A 17,030-nucleotide genomic window follows, 5' to 3' on the forward strand; every position below is an offset into this window, starting at 1 on the left:
GTCACCCCTTCGGCAGGTTGAAAAGATGAACGTTGTCGGGACCAAACACTTTGCGCGCTTGGTTGATTGCCGACTCGGGCGTATTGGCCGCGTCCAAGTAGTAGATGGCTGGGACGCCCGCCTCGTCAGCGGCATACTTGTTGATTTTGAGCGCCTTTCCGAACTTCGCAGGATCGGCCGCTTTCGCTCCTCCGCCCACGTAAACGTATTCGCCGTTCGGCCCTATCACATCTAGACCACTGGATCCTACATTAGGCATGACGATCTTGATGTCTTGCCCCTTGGCATTCTTAGCGACCTTGCCCCCAATCAGGTCTGCTACATAGTCTTCTCTTCGATTCCCCAGTGCTCCTGCCTCCGCCCCCTTGGAGGTGCCTCCACCGCCTGATGCACCTTCCGCTTCGCGGAGGGCTTGTCCAAGGCCGTCGCTGAAGCGATCGATGCCGTCTGCGGCGCCGAAGGCCCCGCCGACCACCAGGGTCGTGCTGGCGACGATCGCTGGGGCACCGGCCAGGCAGCCGATTCCGGTGATGCAGAGTACGCCGCCGGCTATGTCGCCGCTGACGCCGACGCCGATGCTCAGGACGCTGAGCCCGGTCTCGCCCAGACCTGTCCAGATATCCGAGTTGCTGATGATTGCGGCAGTGTAGGTGCCGACTGTGTTGGCGGCGTCCTTGAGCCAGCCCGGTATCCAGCCCCCGTCGTCATCCTGCTGGCTCTGCTTCTTCTGCTCTTCGTACCACTGCCGCCACTGCTCCGCCTCCTGCTGCTGCTTGAGGACTACGGTGTGGTAGGCGTCGGTGGCCGCTTGTTTCGCGGCGACGGCGTCTTTGCCCGCAGCGGTGGCTGAAGCCCTGGCGTTTTGGGCTGCGGTCCAGGCAGAGTCGGCGGAGTCACGCGCCGAGCTGGCTGAGTACTCGGCTTGGGTCGCGGAGGTGATCGCTGCGGCTGCTGCGTTCTCGGCGTTCAGTTGGGCGTTGCGGGCGGTGTTGGCCGAGGCTGCGGCGTCTTTGGCGGACTGTTCAGCCTGCGTGGCGTAGCTGTCGGCCTGGGCCGCGCATTTCTGGGCGTCCTTGGCGGCCTGTTGGGCTTGTTTGGCGTATCCGGCGGCGTCGGTCGAGGCCTTGGCGGCGGTGGCCGCGGCGTTGCCTGCTTCGGCCGCGTTCTTCTGCGCGGTGGCGGCCACACCCGCAGCCTGGGCGATCAGTTGCTGGATCTGAGTCTCGTGGGTGGCGGTGAGCTGGTCCTGCCGCTGGGCCTTGTACTGACCCACGGTGATGAAGGCGTGGAGCAGGCCGGAGGGGCCTTCCAGGGCGATGCGGGCCGCCGCTTTCACCTGTGGGCCGGTGCTGTGGTTGCCGGGGTCGGCGAGTTGGGCGGCGCGGACGCGTTCGTCCTGGACGCGCGCCTGCGTGTCGCCCGTGGTGATGAACTGGCGCAGGGCATCCGTTGTGCCGACGTCCAGTACGGCGCGGCCGGCCTGCTGTTCGATCGGGCCGGCGCTTGCGATGGTCCGGGCGACGACGAGGCGCATGTCCTGCTTCATGGCTTCGTACTGGCCAACAGCAAGGAAAGCACTGGCTGTTGCGTCGTCACCCTGCAGAGCCTTGGCGGCAGCAGACCGGACGTCAGGAGAGCCGGCGACTACCGCGAGGCGTCCGGCGTCCTCGCGGTCGTCTTGGCCTGTGGCGTCTTGGCGGCCGGTGCGGATGTAGGCAGTGATGTCCGTGTCGGAGCCGGCCAGGGCTACGAGGGCTGCGGACTGGCTCCACGGGCGCCCGGTCCTGGCTGTTGCCAGGGCCACCTTCCGGATCTCGGGAGCGATCTTCGTCGGGTCGGCGCCGGGCTGGGTGGCCTGATCGGCGAGCTTGTCCGCCTGGGCCTGAAGGTCCTTCGCCTGCTGGACGGCTGCCTGCTGCGCAGCGGTGCGCTGGTCCTCCTGGGCTTTGAGGTCCCTGGCCTGGGCGATGGACTCGTTGGTCCGCGCGGTCAACTGCTCGGCGTCGATACGGACGGCGAGGTCGTGGACCTTCTGAGCCTTGGAGACCGCGGCGCTCGCGGCGTCGGCATCCTTTTTCGCTTCTTTGGCGTGCGCTGCGGACTGCTTGGCGGCGGTCGCCGCCTGTCCCGCGTGGGCGGCGGCGTCGTCGGCTGCCTTGGCCGCGTTCTCCGCGTGGGTGGCCGCGTCGTTCGCGGCGTCGCGGGCTTCCGTGGCGGCGGACGCCGCCTCGTTGGCCAGGGCGACTGCGGCGTCCGCGGCCCGGGCCGCCTCGCGGGCGTGACGGTGCGCGGCAGCCGCGGCGTTCTGTGCCTGGGCGGAGTGAGCTCCGGCCTGGTCGGCCAGGGCGTTCGCCTGGTCGGCCGCGTCCGCGGCGTTGTCGGCGTCGCTGCCTGCGCCGCTGGCCTCCTTCGCGGCGTCGGCGGCCGAAGCCGCAGCGGTGCGAGCCGAATCGGCGGCCGTGGCGGCGGCGTGGGCGCCCGCAGCGGCGTCCCGCGCGTCCTGGGCCGCCTTGCGCGCGGTGCCTGCCTGATCCGCGTGGATGGCGGCGTTGGCGGCGGCGTCCCGGGCGCGGGAGGCGGCCTCGGCCGCACCGGACGCGGCTGAGGCCGCCGCGGCGGCGGCGTTGGCGGCGACACGGGCGGCGTTGGTGGCGGCCTGAGCGGCGGTGATGGCTGTCTGCGCCGCGTCGGCGGCCTGCTGGGCGGCTGATGCGGCTCGGGCGGCTGCGGCCGCCGCGTGCTGGGTGTCCTTCTGCGCGGCCTGGGTCTGCTCGGCGGCCTTCTGCGCGTCAGCCTTGGCGAGCTTGGCCGCCTTCACCGCACGGGCGGAGGCGTCCTTGGCGGCCTGGGTCTGCTGCCCGGCCAGCCTGCCCGCCTTCGCCGCCTGGTCGGCGAGCTGCGCGATCGTGGCGTGTTCCTGGTCATGGGCGCGGGCCACGTACTGGCCGACCTGGAGGAACTCGTGGACGTCCTCCGGCGAGCCGTTCAGCGCGATCCGGCCCGCCGCCACCACGTTCGTGCCGGCCCCGCTGAGGATCTGGGCGACCTGGACGCGCTCGTCCTGCTCACGCCGGTCGAACTGCCCGTCGGCGAGGAAGGCGCTGATGTCGTCGGGTGAGTTGCTGTCGAGCGCGGCGCGTCCCGCCTTCTGGACTTCGGGGCCACCCACGTCGATGATCTGTGCGATGCGCACCCGCTGGTCCTGGAGCAGCGGCGCCTTCCACCCGTCCTTCAGAAACGCCTTCAGGGCGTCCGACGAGTTGCTGTCGAGGGCCTTGCGCGCGGCATCCTGAAGGCTGAGGCCGCCGATGCTGGCGACCTGCGCGGTCGCGACGCGGTCGTCCTGAAACTGGAGATCGGAAGACTGCGCCAGAAATGTCCTGACGTCGTCGTCTCCTCCTATGAGAGCCACCTCCGCGGCAGCCCTCATACCCGGCCCGCCCGACTCCCACAGGCGCACCACCTTGGCCCGCTCGGTATCCGGAAGGGGGGTGCTGCTACCGCTGTCGGGCGCGGGGTCGTCGGCTCTGGCGGGGCTGGGTGCGGGGCCCAGCAGACCCAACACGAGCGCACCGGGCAGCAAGCTCAGACACAGCGTGCGGAACGCACGCCGCCGGCCTGCCACAACGGCTCCCCGTGAGCGTCGTGGATGTATCACTGCCAACTCTCTTCATCTGGTGGAGGAAGGGTCTGCCGCACGATCGGGTGACATCTGATCTGGCTTGCCCTGTAGGACAGGTGGGAAGGATGTCGCTGTGCCCAAGCCCTATCCGGAAGAGTTCCGCCAGGACGTCGTGCGGGTTGCGAGGAATCGCGGCCCAGGCGTCACCGTGGAGCAGGCGGCCGCCGACTTCGGCGTCCACGCGATGACGCTGTGGAAGTGGATGCGCCGCGCGGACATCGACGAGGGGACGAAGCCCGGCACGACCACCCAGGAGAGTGCGGAGCTGCGGGAAGCGCGTCGGCGGATCAAGCTGCTGGAGCAGGAGAACGAGGTCCTGCGCCGGGCGGCGGCCTACCTGTCCCAGGCGAACCTGCCGGGAAAAGGATCTACCCGCTCGTGAAGGAGCTCGCTGGGGACGGGGTGCCCGTCGCGGTGACGTGCCGGGTGCTGAAGCTCGCCAGACAGCCCTACTACCGGTGGCTCGACTGTCCGGTGGCGCACACCGCGCTCGAGGGGGCGTATCGCGCGAACGCGCTGTTCGACGCGCACCGTGACGACCCGGAGTTCGGCTACCGCTTCCTGGCCGACGAGGCCCGCGGCCAAGGGACGCGCATGGCCGACCGGACGGCGTGGCGGATCTGCCGGGACAACCGCTGGTGGAGCGTGTTCGGCAAGAAGCGCGGCCGGACCAAGAAGGCAGGCCCGCCGGTCCATGACGACCTGGTCCGCCGGGATTTCACCGCGCCCGGCCCGAACCGGCTGTGGCTCAACGACATCACCGAACACCGGACCGGAGAGGGGAAGTTGTACCTCTGCGCGATCAAGGACGCGTTCAGCAACAGGATCGTGGGCTACTCGATCGACGCGCGGATGAAGTCCCGTCTGGCGGTGACCGCCCTGGACAACGCCGTGGCCAGGCGCGGGGACGTCGACGGGTGCATCCTGCACAGCGACCGCGGATCTCAATTCCGCGCAGGAAGATTCGTCCGGGCGCTCGGCCGGCACCGGATGGTCGGCTCGATGGGTCGGGTCGGGGCCGCAGGCGACAACGCGGCCATGGAGTCCTTTTTCAGCCTGCTGCAGAAGAACGTCCTCGACCGTCGCGCCTTGGCCACCCGTGAGGAACTGCGGATCGCGATCGTGACCTGGATCGAACGGACCTACCACCGACGCCGCAGACAAGCCTCACTCGGCCGCCTGACCCCCGTCGAATACGAAACCGTCATGCCACCGGCCACCCTGGCCGCGTGACCGAGCCTGTCACCTGAAGGTGCAGCAGACCCGGCGGAAGAAGCTCGCCAAGCTCACCGCCAAGGATGTGCGCACCTGGCTCAACCAGTTGCGCACCACCTGCCAGTGCTGCACGCGCGGCCTCGACGCCGCCCGCGACCAACCCATCTGCTGCGCCGCCGGAACGTGCTGCTCCAAGCGGCTTTCGCCGCTGACCCTGGCCTACATCCACTCCGTACTCAAGTCCGCTCTGGAGCACGCCGTGCGCGAGGAGGAGATCCCGCGCAACGTCGCCCGCAACGTCCGCACCGGCACACCACGGCCCCGCCGCTTCGACCCCCTCACCGCCGCGGAAGCGCGCGAGTTCCTGACCGCCGCCAGCGGTCACCGATTGCAGCCGCTGTTCGAACTCGCTCTGCACACCGGGCTCCGCAAGGGCGAACTCCTCGGCCTGCGCTGGGAAGACCTCGACCTGGCCGGCGGAACCGCCAGCATCCGACGCACCCTCCAGCGCACCAACTCCGGCGGCCTGACCGCCCTCCCGACCAAGACCAAGAGCTCCGAACGGCGCATCGCCCTACCGACGCCGTGCCTGTGCTCTCTCAAACAGCACCGCGACCGACAACTCCAGGAACGCGAGGCAGCGGGGACGGGCTGGAAGGATAGCGGCTTTGTCTTCACCCGCCCGGACGGCGCTCCGGTCGAGGGGTCCACCCTCACCCGGCACTTCAACACCCTGCTCCGCCAGGCCAGACTCCGCCGCATCCGGTTCAACGACCTCCGCCACTCGACGGCGGCCCTCCTCCTGGAGCAGGGAGTGGAACTCGTCGTGATCAAGGAGCTGTTGGGCCACGCCCACATCGGCGTCACCGCCACGGTCTATGCCCACGTCCGGCTCCGCCTCCAACGCGACGCCATCGACCTCCTCGGCCACGCGCTCCGAAACCCCGCCGAGATCACCGGCAAGCCCGACGACGGCGACGAACCACCCCTCGTCGGAGCCCCTGTCCGCTGACGTTGCCGTCAACTAATGCCGTCAAGAGCCCCAAGTGCCCCACCAGCAACAGTCGCTGGTGGGGCACTCTGGCGTTTCCTGGCCACCCAAGGAGGGGGCTTAATTGATTTCTAGAACGACGCGGAGAACCGATCTAGATCTCTACGGATCGGCCCAGAGCACGGAATGCGCGTCCACCACCATCCACGGACCTTAGACTCACCACCATTAAGCCGAAGGAGGGCGCCCAGTTCGTCAACTTCCGTGTAGGAGAGAAATCTCGAATCCGCCTCATCGAGGGCGACGAGGTAATTTCTCGCCCCTCCCTCCGGGATGCTCTCCAACCCTCTGGCGATGAAATCTCGCAGGGAATCGGCCGCAATCAAGTCATGCGCACCCCAGACGGACCTGTCGGAATCGGGGAGGTCGAGCTCCCTCTCCATCCGCGTCACGTGCTCGTACCAACCAAGTAGCAGCGCGACCAGGCCCAACGATCGAGCAGGGGCCACACTGACCACAGTCCGATCAAGTTGGTCTGCTTCAGCGACTCCCAGGTGGCGACCAAGCCACTCACGGGCTTGAACTTCCGACATGACATCACCTTCCGGGGTAGTAGGCCGTCGATTTCCATGGCATATCCCAGTTCACGATGACGCGAACTCCATCATGGTCGAATCGCGATGAATTCTGCCCTTCGATCTGACGGGGCCCAGCTTACCTCAACGTGGTTTCTACCTCTGCCGCCGAAGGTCTACCCATCGCCGGATTCCCATCACCCGTATGCCCATTCACGAACTCAGTGATCTCGTCCAGGGAGTATTCACTACCGTGGAAATCTTCCCCGCCAAGGTGGTCACCATTCTTACCCCCAAGCGGAACCCCGCAGTTTGGTCCTGAATTGTGAACGAGTACCGGCGTCTGACCAGCAAGTACATAGTACGTGTGCTACGCGGTACCCCTCTACCTGCTTCTTCGCAGGTCAGCGCGTGATTTGCGTTCCGCTGGAGTCCGTGGATGTGCGGGGAAATCCGTGGGCGTTGCCGTCGCTACTGCCGTCAACGGCTCGGGGCACGCGATTGCGCTGGCGTGGTGTCGGTGCAGCGGGACTCTACTGCCATGCCCCGGGTTCGGCGCGGACGAGGGCACGGGCGGTCTGCTCGTACAACTCATGGCCGCTCTGGGCGCAGTGTCCGGCGATCCAACGGGTCAGTTCGTCCGGGGTGTGCAGTGTGCCCGAGGTGGCGCCGCAGTTGCGCTCTTCGCCGGTGACGCAGACCGCCTCGAACGCTGGCAGGGCCATGGGGTCGGGGGCGGTGGTCACGTGGTACTCGCGGAAGCGGTAGCGCCCCCGAGCGGCGTTGCGTACTGGTGCGCTGGCGTTCGGAGAGTCAGGCATCCTCGGCTGCCTCTTCCTGATCCGGGATGCGCTGCCCGCGCGAGTCCGCGACCCTGAGCGCGTCCGCCAGGGCTTCGGTCAACCGGCAGGCCAGCCAGCGGTATTCGGTCGCCGACAGGGTTTTCGCGCTGGGTGCCGTGGCGTCGCGGGCGTATTCCAGCAGTTCCTGGCCCATGCTGAGCTGTACCGTCTCGATGCTGTCGGCGAGGGTGGAGAGGTAGCCCCGGCCGTCGCTGCTCAGGTAGCAGGGCTTCCCCTCCGGGCTGGTCCACGGCAGTAAGCGGGGACCTCCCCGACCCGACGCGGCGTCGTACAGCTCTCTGCGACGCATGCGGTCGGCATCGCTCCTGGGCTTGGTCACTGGGCACCCCCGGCCTGGGTCACTGACGGTGGACGCACTGACCGTAGGCACTGACGGATCGACACCCCAGGCGGTAGCTATGGCAGTTCGAGACTCCTGGTTCACGAACTGCCACGCTGCGTGGCAGCTACCCGACAACGCCCAGGTAGTCGGCCATTTCGCGCATCTCCGTCGTGAGGGTCCGCTTGCGCTTGCCGAGGATCTCCTGCATGGTCTCGGCGGCCCCGTTCTGGTGCCGCAGCCACTGTGGTGCGGCTTCCCTGGCACGGGTCAACTCGTCCATGGCGGCGGACAGGTCGCCGGTCCGGGTGTGGGCGCGCGCCACGTCGAGGGTGAAGCGGTTCCCGTCGTTGGTGCTGGGCCTGCCCAAGCGCTTCCATGCCTTGGGCGACAGCTCCTCCTGCTCGCCTGCCTTGCGCACCACCGCGCGGGCGTCGCCGATGACCAGGGAGTCTTCGAGGGCCTTGACCGCGACGGTGACCGGGCCGAAGACGGACCAGTGCCGGGAGACGTTGCGATGCGCCGTCCCGACCGCGGTTGCCGCAACCCGGGCAGCTTGACGGTACTCCTTCGCCTCGTCGGGACGGTTGTTCCTCGCGGCTGCGGCGGCAGCTTCCATCGCCAGCCCGCCCCACACCGCGTAGTGGTCCGGCTCGGCCCCGGTGATCTTCGGCTCCACCGCGTCCATGCTCCGGGCGGCGACCTGTTCCGCCTCGTCCAACCTGCCCTGCCTCACCAGCAGCCAGCACATGCAGCCGACACCGGAGCCCGCCGCAAGCAGGTCTCCGGCCTGGCGGGCGTCCATGATGGCGCATCGCACAGCGGCGTACGCGATGTCGTACTGCCGTACCTGGGTGAGGTAGGTGCCGGCCAGACGCAGCGCCTCGGCGCGGGCCAGCAGGGCCTGCCGGTGCTCGTCCCCACTGTCGTAGTAGGCGACGGCTTGTGCGGCATCACGCAGCAGGCCCGGCAGTTGAGTCGCGACGCTCTTGTAGCTGTCGGAGAAGTACAGCACCCGCGCGTCTTGCAGCGTCCGCCGGAAGATGCGCAGGTTCGGTTCCTCGGCCACGGCTTCGGCGTCCTGGTCCACGAGCCCGACGGCGGGCGTGAGCGCGGCGCGGAGCTGGATCAGGTTGACCCGGTTCGGCTCCTCGGCCCGCCCGACGGGCTCCGGTGCATCCGAGGCCATCAGCGCGGCCGTGGTCACCCCCAGCGCGCGGGCAAGCGTGTGCAAGGTCTCCATACGGATGGTGCCGCCCTGCTCGGCCTTGCGCACGGTGCCCGGCGATACGCCTGCGGCGTGGGCCAGTTCCTCCTGGCTCATCCCTGCGCGACGCCGGTACTTGCGGACGTTGTCAGCCAGCTCCGTGGTCATCAACTCACCACCTCCCACTCCACGGTACGCCCGGCCGGCACATCAACCGGGGTGATCCGACAGGCACCCGCCCACAAAGGTGCCCCACCTTGCGGCGGGCCGGACTCCGGCAGGACCGGGGGCCTGAGCGGGTGGGGTCCCTCGTCGGTCGGGCAGCTTCGCCGTACCAGGGTTCCCCGGGGGCCGCCAAGGCTCACCCCGTGACGCTTGCGCTCGGCCTTGGCGGCCCCCGGGGGTTCCTGGTACGCCTCCGGTGACCGGACGGCGAGGGACGCCACCCGCGCCCCGCGACCACTCACCACGACGAAGCCGCACCCGTAAGTCGGCCCCCTGCCCCTCGGAGGAAGGGCCGGGGTCTGGGGCAGAGCCCCAGGGTGGTTCGCTGTACGACTGTTGCGCGCCCGGACCGGCGGGGCCGACGGCAAGCGGGGCGGAGACAGGAGCGGGCGGCGGCCCCGCAGGGCCGGAGCGCGCGCGGGCCGCGTCAGCGGGCCGCCTTGATCAAGTAAAGAAACTCTGAACAACACTCCCCGTGCTACGCGTCCTGCGGCTCCCCCGGGTGCGGCAGGTTCAGCGTCGGCGTCTGCCTTCGTTCAGCCGGTTGTATAGGCGCTGGACGCTGGCGGCCTGCTCTTCGGGCGTGTAGTTGCCGCTGAGGCGCTTGCGTTGCTCCATGACGGCGCGCATGGCGTTGCGGTGGGCGGTGGCGGCTTCGAACTCAGCGCTCGCCTTGGTGAACCGTTCCTCGGCGGCTTCGAGTTCGGCGGCTACCTCGTCGTCGCTCTTGCCGCTGAGCCGCACCACTTCCTCGTCCGCCCGGCGCTGCGCCGCCATCTCCTCCAGCCCCTCGTTGTAGCGCTTGAGGAACTGATCGCGCGGGCTGAGCTGGCGGACGAAGACGCCCCGGCCCTGCACGGAGTAGATCAGCCCCTCCTCCTTGAGGACCCGCAGGGCGTTCTGCGCGGTGGAGTTGGCGATGCCGTACTGGGCTTGCAGGTCGCGGGCGGACGGGAGCTTGGCCCCCGGCGCGAGCCGACCGTCCTGAATCTGCTTGCGGAGCTCGTCCGCGGTCCGCACGTACGGGGGGCGTGGATCGTCAGCGGGACTGTCGGCGGTCTGCCAGCCGCGCCGGAGGTCGCCGAGACCTGTGTACACGGGATCGGATTCGCCGGAGTCGGTCTCGTCGCCCCCTGCGGCCTCCGTCTCCGCTTCGGCCGGCGCTTCCTGCGCGCGTACGTAGCTGCCTCGGCCCAGGACGGAGTAGATCAGTCCTTCGTCCTTGAGGAGCCGCAGGGCGTTTTGGACTGTGGAGCTGGCGATGCCGAAGCGGCGTTGCAGCTCGCGTGCGGCGGGGAGCCGCTCGCCTGGGCGCAGCTCGCCGTCGTGGATGGCGGCGCGCAGGACGTCGGCGGCCTGGACGTACGGCGGCCGGGAGTCCTCTCCCAGGGGCAGCTTCATGGCACGAGGGTAGCGGCGTCGGTACTCGCGGCACACCCGGGCGTCCTCTGCGTCTCAGCCGTATCGGTGTATCGATACGAATCGAGTGTTGCGGGTGTAGCGAGTGTGCCGCTATGGTCATGGCGAGTCGATCAAGCGCTCCATTGAACAAGGATGTGATGGCATGGCCATGACCCGTATCCGTGTTGCCCTGCTGCCGTCGGCGGTGTGCATCGCGGGCACCGACCCGGCGCTGAAGATCAAGGACCAGCAGACCGGGGAGGTCGCCACCGACCGGGAGACCGGCGCGTCGCTGTACACGGTGACCGTGATGCTCATGGAGGACGGCCGCGCCGAAGTCCTGAAGATCACCGTTCCGGAGACGGGCCTGGCGGCCGGGCTCAAGCCGGGGGCAATGGTGCGGCCAGTGGAGCTGTTCGCCACCCCGTGGGCGCGGATCTTCAACGGTCAGCTCTCCGATGGCGTCGCCTACCGTGCCGCCCGCCTGGAGCTGGTGACGGTGGAGGCGGCCCAGTGATCTGCCTCGAACACCACGTGCCGGAACGGGAGTTCTTCGCACTCCGGCCCCTGCCGAACACCGAGGGCAAGGCCACGTTCGCCGCCTCGGCGGCGGTGCTCGACCTGCTCGATCTGCTCGACGTGAGCCCGGAGCACGCGGCTCGCCTCGACCTCGGCGACGTGCTGCGCCTGATACACGAAGAGGGGGTATGACGTGGAAACCGTGGCGGGATACGTCTCGTACGCGCTGCCGATCGCTACGACGCTCGTCGGTGTGTGGCTGCTGGTGACAGTGGTCCGCTACGTGCGTGCCGACAAGGGCACACGGGCCAGCATGCGGCAGGCCCTGCGGGTCCGCTGGGGCTGGATGCGCCTCGCGCGGATGGCCGGGCTGACGGTCACCGACAAGACCCCGAGCCTGCTGGCACAGATCACCGCGCAGAAGGACGGTGCCGCTCCCACGCCCCGGGTGCTGACTCCGAAGATCAAGGTCAGGCCCGACCAGTTTGGGGTGATCGTGCGGGCGAGCACGCTGCCGCGGGTCGGGTTGGAGGAGTACCAGAAGGCGGCGCGGTTCCTGGCCGATGCCTGGCGGTGCACCAGGGTGTCAGTGCTACCGGACGGCCCCGGCAAGGTGGTGATCCGGGGCGTGCGCTCCGACCCGCTCACCACGCCCACCCGCCATCGGCCCACCGGCCGCCCACCTGCGGATCTGACGCGCTGGGAGCTTGGCGTGGACGAGTACGCCGCCCGGGTGTGCGTGTCCCTGGCCAACGTGCCCGGGGTGACTGTGGCCGGCGTCCCGGGTGCGGGCAAGACGTCGGGGGTCAACAAGTTCGTGTGCGACTTCGCGCCGTCGGCTGCTGTGCAGATCGTGACGGCGGACGGGAAGGTGTCGCGGGCCTCGGAGGGCGATTACGCCGACCTGGTCAAGCGGATGTTCGCGTTCTGCGGGGACGACCTCGATGAAGCGAACGTGCTGTTCAAGCGGCTGGTGGAGCTGCGCAAGCGGCGTTCTGCGACCATCCGGGACGTGCTGGGCGTGAAGAACATGTGGCACGTCGGCCCGTCACCGGAGTGGCCGCTCACGGTCCTGATCATCGATGAGGCGCACACGTACTTCCGCGAGTACAAGGGCGGCGACGCCGAGACGAAACGTCTTGCCGCGCTGACGGCGGAGAACGCCCGGCTGGTGGAGGACCTGGTCAAGAAGGGCCGCAGCGTCGGCATCCTGGTGATCCTGATCAGCCAGAAGACCACCGGCGACGCCATCCCCACCTTCATCCGCGACGTGTGCCCCGTCGGGCTGTCGTTCGCACAGAAGACCGTGGAAGCCGCGGTGGCCGCACTCGGCGAGGACATTCGCAACTGGCCCGACGCCAGCCCCGTGACCTTGCAGGACCCCGCCTACGTCGGCGTCGCGGTGATGGCGATGCAGGGCCGCCCCGGCTACACCCGCATCCGCACCCCCTACGTCTCCGACGCCGACGGGGCCCGCGTCGCCGAAGAGACCTCGCATCTGACCGCCGACCCGGACCTGTGCCTCGACGCTCTTCTCCGCTCGACCGGCCGGACGACGACCCCCTTGCCGTCGCTCACCAAGTAGCCCTGAAAAGCCACGCCAGAAAGGAGGTTGAGGACATGGCGGAGGAACGGTTCACCCGGCGCACCGTGACCGTGGTCATGGCGGTCATCGCGGCCCTGGCCTTCGTCTTCTCCTTCGGCAACGTCTGGGCCCTCGCCCTGCGCCTCGGCGTCCCGCATCCGATCGCCCCGCTGATCGCGCCGATGGTGGACCTGTCGGTCGTCGGCCTCCTGGTCGCCCTGCGCTTCCTGGCCCTGCGCGGTGTACCGAAGGCGGAGTTGCGGGCCGGTACCCGGCTGCTGCACCTGTGCGGCCTGCTCACCCTCGCCCTGAACACCGCCGAACCACTGCTGACCGGCCGTTACGGACGCGCCTGCCTGGACACCGTCGCCCCGCTCCTGCTGCTCGGCTGGGGCCACGTCGGCCCCGCCTTCCTCGCCCAGTTCCACACCCCCACCCACCCCACCGAGAACCCGGAGGCCGCCACCCCCGTCTCCGAACCGGTGCCCGACGAAGCACCTACATCCGCGCCCTCGACGCCCGCCCCGGTCGTCGCCGCCTCCCCCGCCGTGGAACCGCAGCCCGATCCGGCTCCGACCGCCGTCGCCAAGACGGCCCGGCCCGCTTCCGGCACGGCTCTGCCGGTCGCCCTGCTGAACGCGGCCCGGCATATCGCGGACACCCACCGCACCGAACACGACACACCCATCACCGCAGCCCAGTTGGGCCAGCGCATGGGCGTCGCCCTGCCGGTCGCCACCGCCGCCCTCGCTCAACTCTGAGCCCCGGCCCCACCACCCGCATCACCCCTCGCCCGCCCCTGGGCTCGGTTCGTCATGCCCCGAGCAACACCAACACGCCTTCCCTCCTGGCTGGTTGCTGCTCGGGACAGCCCACCCGAACAGAAGGGACACGCCCCGAATGGTCACCCTGGACCTGCGCCACGTGGCAAGCCCCGCCGTACGGGACCTGCTCCACCTCACAAACCACCCCGACTTCGACCGCGCACAGCAGCAGATCGAACGTCTCGGCGGCTGCACCGAACCCATCCGCCTGACCGGCCACACCACCACCGTCGACACCACGACCGGCGAGGTCCTGCGCTCCTACACCACGTCTGACGAGCCCACGGGCAGCCTGCTCACCGCGTGCGGCAACCGCCGCGCCTCCCGCTGCCCGGCCTGCTCCCGCCTCTACGCCGCCGACACCTACCACCTCATCCGCGCCGGCCTCTCCGGCGGCAAGAACGTCCCCGACACCGTCCGCACCCACCCCCGCGTCTTCGCCACCCTCACCGCCCCCTCCTTCGGCCCCGTCCACAACCGCCCCGACGCCCGCCCCTGCCGCTGCGGCACCCGCCACGAACCCGCTGACCCTCTGCTCGGCACACCGCTGAATCCGGCGACGTACGACTACGCGGGTGCGGTCCTCTTCAACGCCCACGCCGGGGCCTTGTGGGCACGCTTCACCACCTACCTGCGCCGGGAGCTCGCCACCCGACTCGGCCTGACCCAGAAGGCCGCCCACGCGGTCCTGCGAGTGTCCTTCGCCAAGGTCGCTGAGTACCAGAAGCGCGGCCTGGTCCACTTCCATGCCGTGATCCGCCTCGACGGACCCAACGGCAGCACTCAGCCTCCGCCCTCGTATGCCACCGTCGGGGTGCTCAGCGACGCCATCCGGGCTGCCGCACCGCGCGCCCGCAGCACGGTCGAGTCGGGCGCAGTCGGGGAACGCCAACTCGGCTGGGGCCCCCAGCTCGACGTACGCGAGATCGCCGCCTTCGGCACCGACGCCGAACTCACCGATCAAGCGGTTGCCGCCTACGTGGCCAAGTACGCCACCAAATCCGCCGACGCCTCCGGCACCCTCGACCGCGCCCTCTTCTGCCGCCCCTGCCAGGGACGCGGCGCCACCCTCCTGCCCCACGGCACCCCGCTCCCCTGCACCACGTGCGACGGCACCGGCCAGGCCCGCCCGTTGCCGCGACTCGCCGTCGCCCGACACGTGCGGCAGATGATCCGCACCTGCTGGGACCTTGGCAGGCTGCCCGAGTTCGCCCACCTCAAGCTCTGGAAGTGGGCGCACATGCTCGGCTTCCGGGGCCACTTCTCCACCAAGTCCCGCAGCTACTCCACCACCCTCGGCGCGCTGCGCGCCGCCCGCCGCGCCTGGCGCACCGAACAGGCCCGCGCCCACGCTGGCCTCCCCGATTCCCATGCGGACACGACTCTCGTCGTCGGCCACTGGGACTACCTCGACTCGGGCTACAGCCCCGGCGCCGCACTCCTCGCCGCCCACGTATGGCACCGCAGGGAACTGGAACGGCAGTTCACAGCCGAAGGGGGCTGCTGATGGCCTCGCCCCCGCTCACGGCCCTCCACCGTGCGGAAGCGGCACCGGTGCTGGATCTACTCACGGTGCCCCAGGTGATGGCCCGCCTCCAGCTCGGCCGCTCCGCCGTCTACGACCTGCTCCGCACCGGGCAACTCGGCTCGATCACCCTCGGCCGCGCCCGCCGCATCCCCACGCACGCCCTCACCGATTTCATCCGCACCCGCATGGAACAGGAAGCCGCCTGATGACCTCGTCTCGCCCCGCTTCGTCCCGCCGCTCCCGTACCCGTGCGAACGGCGACGGAACCGTCTACCAGCGCAAGGACGGACGGTGGGAAGCCGCCGGATACGTCCTGGCCCCCGGCAACACCCGCAAGCGCGTCCGCGTCTACGGCACCACCCGGAAGGACGCGATGACCAAGCTCACCGAGAAGATCGCCGCCAGCAACCGCGGCCTCCCCGTCGCAGCGGCCGACAGCACCGTGAGCGCCTACCTCACGTACTGGATGGACGGCGTCGCCGTTCACCACCTGCGGGAGAACACCCACACCCGCTACGCCGCCGCCATCCGCCTCCACCTCAACCCCCGGCTCGGCGCGAAGAAACTTGCCCGGCTCACCACCCGCGACGTCCGCACCTTCCTCGATGGACTCCGCACCACCTGCCAGTGCTGCGCCCAGGAACGGGACGCTGCTCGACGGGCCTGCTGCGCCATCGGCCAGTGCTGCGAGAAGCGACTGTCACCGCTGACCGTGACGTACGTCCACGCGGTCCTCAAGTCCGCCCTGGAACACGCCGTGCGCGAGGACGAACTGCCGCGCAACGTCGCCCGGAACGTCAAGACAACCGCGCCCCGCCCCAGGCGCTTCCAGCCCCTCACCGCCGCCGAAGCCAGGCAACTCCTTCAAGCGGCCAACGGCGACCGGCTTCACGCCCTGTACGAACTCGCTCTGCGCACCGGACTCCGCAAGGGCGAACTCCTCGGCCTCCACTGGGAAGACCTCGACCTCGACAGCGGCACCGCCACCATCCACCGCTCCCTCCAGCGCACCCGAAGCCAGGGCCTGACCGTCTTGCATACCAAGACCCTGGCCTCCGAGCGGCGCATCGCCCTCCCCACCGAATGCCTGAGTTCCCTCAAGATCCACCAGGAAGAGCAGCAGGAAGAGCGCCAGGCGGCCGGAACGAGCTGGACGGACAACGGACTCATCTTCACTACCCCGAAGGGCAGGCCGCTCGACCCCGGCAACCTGACCCGCCGCTTCCGCCGCCTCCTCCACAACGCAGGACTCCGGACGATCCGCTTCCACGACCTCCGACACTCGACCGCCACCCTGCTCCTGGAACAAGGCGTCGACCTCGTCGTCATCAAGGAACTCCTCGGCCACGCCCACATCGGCGTCACCGCCGGCGTCTACGCCCACGTACGGCTCCGCCTCCAGCGCCAGGCCATCGACACCCTCGGGGGCATCCTCAGCCAGACCGACGCCCCGGACGACCCGCCCACCGCAGCCGTCGTCCGCTGACGTTGCCGTCACCGTTGCCGTCACAAGGCGCCAGGCCCCGCCGGAGATCATTCCGGCGGGGCCTGTTTAATCTGTTTTCCCGAGCAATGTAAATGCTCCGGCTATTAGCCGTACCGCACCAGGCGCCTACCGAACCCCTTGACTCGATCCAACCTATCCGCGCGAAGAAGTATCACTCGCCGGAATCGTATAGGAGGCTGCGAGACTCTCGTCGAAGAACACGATCAGCTCGTCAGGCATATACGTGAACCCCTCCCCCTCAGCCGAACCTAGAGCAATAACCAGGCTTGACCTATTGGAGAATCCAAGGCGATACGCCCACGGCATTTCAGGACACCCGTCATTGGGAACGTGCCAGGCAGGACTGATCTCCACAATATCCGCCCCAAGGAACCTCTCCCAATCGACATGGTCGCTCACGTCGACAGTGTCCCCAGGCAAGTCGGCGTCCGACTCTCCAGGTTCCCTAAGCTCGATTGCCATCCCTTCGTTGAGGCCATCCATCGCCCAGGACAGGGACAGTGCAGCCCCGGTACTCATGACCAGATCAACGGCCATGTCGACTTCATGAGCACGATCCTCCCTGTGCCCTTCGGGCCAGGTTTCCCCC

At 69.1% G+C, this 17,030-nt stretch carries 14 protein-coding genes and 1 pseudogene; 9 read left to right on the forward strand and 6 right to left on the reverse strand.

The genetic code is table 11. The annotated features are described in order from the left end of the window. Position 1 precedes the first annotated feature (1 nt). Positions 2-3,625: an ALF repeat-containing protein gene (locus AB0C59_RS07705; protein ID WP_363001689.1), complete on the reverse strand. Its 3,624-nt coding sequence runs from the start codon at positions 3,623-3,625 to the stop codon at positions 2-4. 130 nt (positions 3,626-3,755) lie between these two features. Here AB0C59_RS07705 and AB0C59_RS07710 point away from each other — a divergent pair. Together AB0C59_RS07710 and AB0C59_RS07715 are read left to right on the forward strand one after the other, a co-directional pair. Further along, a protein-coding gene (locus tag AB0C59_RS07710) for an IS3 family transposase (RefSeq protein WP_363001691.1) occupies positions 3,756-4,915 on the forward strand; the annotation gives its coding sequence in 2 pieces (ribosomal slippage) (positions 3,756-4,040 and positions 4,043-4,915; 1,158 coding nt in all). 34 nt (positions 4,916-4,949) lie between these two features. Next, positions 4,950-5,909: pseudogene (locus AB0C59_RS07715) on the forward strand (site-specific integrase); the annotation flags it as partial. A 1,087-nt stretch (positions 5,910-6,996) separates the two neighbouring features. Here AB0C59_RS07715 and AB0C59_RS07720 read toward each other — a convergent pair. The 4 genes from AB0C59_RS07720 to AB0C59_RS07735 all read right to left on the reverse strand — a co-directional run bounded on the left by AB0C59_RS07720 (position 6,997) and on the right by AB0C59_RS07735 (position 10,478). Then, positions 6,997-7,284 (reverse strand): hypothetical protein, encoded by a 288-nt coding sequence (locus tag AB0C59_RS07720; protein ID WP_363001693.1) that lies wholly within the window; start codon positions 7,282-7,284, stop codon positions 6,997-6,999. Continuing rightward, positions 7,277-7,615, reverse strand: coding sequence for a hypothetical protein (locus AB0C59_RS07725; RefSeq protein ID WP_363001927.1), 339 nt, complete (start codon positions 7,613-7,615; stop codon positions 7,277-7,279). The genes AB0C59_RS07720 and AB0C59_RS07725 overlap by 8 nt, the downstream gene beginning before the upstream one ends. 157 nt (positions 7,616-7,772) lie before the next feature. Further along, complete coding sequence (locus AB0C59_RS07730) at positions 7,773-9,020, reverse strand: helix-turn-helix domain-containing protein (RefSeq protein ID WP_363001695.1); 1,248 nt, start codon at positions 9,018-9,020, stop codon at positions 7,773-7,775. 570 nt (positions 9,021-9,590) lie between these two features. Then, positions 9,591-10,478 carry a GntR family transcriptional regulator gene (locus AB0C59_RS07735; protein ID WP_363001697.1) on the reverse strand — a complete coding sequence of 296 codons (888 nt, stop codon included), beginning with the start codon at positions 10,476-10,478 and terminating at the stop codon, positions 9,591-9,593. 163 nt (positions 10,479-10,641) lie between these two features. Here AB0C59_RS07735 and AB0C59_RS07740 point away from each other — a divergent pair, with 163 nt between their 5' ends. From AB0C59_RS07740 to AB0C59_RS07770, 7 genes are all read left to right on the forward strand, one after another. After that, a complete protein-coding gene (locus AB0C59_RS07740) occupies positions 10,642-10,995 on the forward strand; it encodes a hypothetical protein (RefSeq protein ID WP_356226204.1) in 354 nt (117 codons plus the stop codon). Beyond that, positions 10,992-11,189 carry a hypothetical protein gene (locus AB0C59_RS07745; RefSeq protein WP_363001699.1) on the forward strand — a complete coding sequence of 66 codons (198 nt, stop codon included), beginning with the start codon at positions 10,992-10,994 and terminating at the stop codon, positions 11,187-11,189. The genes AB0C59_RS07740 and AB0C59_RS07745 overlap by 4 nt, the downstream gene beginning before the upstream one ends. Before the next feature lies 1 nt (position 11,190). Beyond that, positions 11,191-12,582 (forward strand): cell division protein FtsK, encoded by a 1,392-nt coding sequence (locus tag AB0C59_RS07750; protein ID WP_363001701.1) that lies wholly within the window; start codon positions 11,191-11,193, stop codon positions 12,580-12,582. Positions 12,583-12,617: 35 nt separating this feature from the next. Next, entirely contained in the window at positions 12,618-13,343 is a 726-nt protein-coding gene (locus AB0C59_RS07755) for a DUF2637 domain-containing protein (RefSeq protein ID WP_363001703.1), read from the forward strand. Between the two features lie 139 nt (positions 13,344-13,482). Beyond that, positions 13,483-14,913 carry a replication initiator gene (locus AB0C59_RS07760; RefSeq protein WP_363001705.1) on the forward strand — a complete coding sequence of 477 codons (1,431 nt, stop codon included), beginning with the start codon at positions 13,483-13,485 and terminating at the stop codon, positions 14,911-14,913. After that, complete coding sequence (locus AB0C59_RS07765; RefSeq protein WP_363001707.1) at positions 14,913-15,140, forward strand: helix-turn-helix domain-containing protein; 228 nt, start codon at positions 14,913-14,915, stop codon at positions 15,138-15,140. Before AB0C59_RS07760 ends, AB0C59_RS07765 begins: the two co-directional genes overlap by 1 nt. Further along, positions 15,140-16,420, forward strand: coding sequence for a tyrosine-type recombinase/integrase (locus AB0C59_RS07770; protein WP_363001709.1), 1,281 nt, complete (start codon positions 15,140-15,142; stop codon positions 16,418-16,420). The genes AB0C59_RS07765 and AB0C59_RS07770 overlap by 1 nt, the downstream gene beginning before the upstream one ends. Positions 16,421-16,573: 153 nt before the next feature. Here AB0C59_RS07770 and AB0C59_RS07775 read toward each other — a convergent pair whose 3' ends face one another. After that, entirely contained in the window at positions 16,574-16,978 is a 405-nt protein-coding gene (locus AB0C59_RS07775; RefSeq protein WP_363001711.1) for a hypothetical protein, read from the reverse strand. Positions 16,979-17,030: the final 52 nt, after the last annotated feature.

Source organism: Streptomyces sp. NPDC048664 (genome assembly GCF_040650555.1).
Classification (GTDB): domain Bacteria; phylum Actinomycetota; class Actinomycetes; order Streptomycetales; family Streptomycetaceae; genus Streptomyces.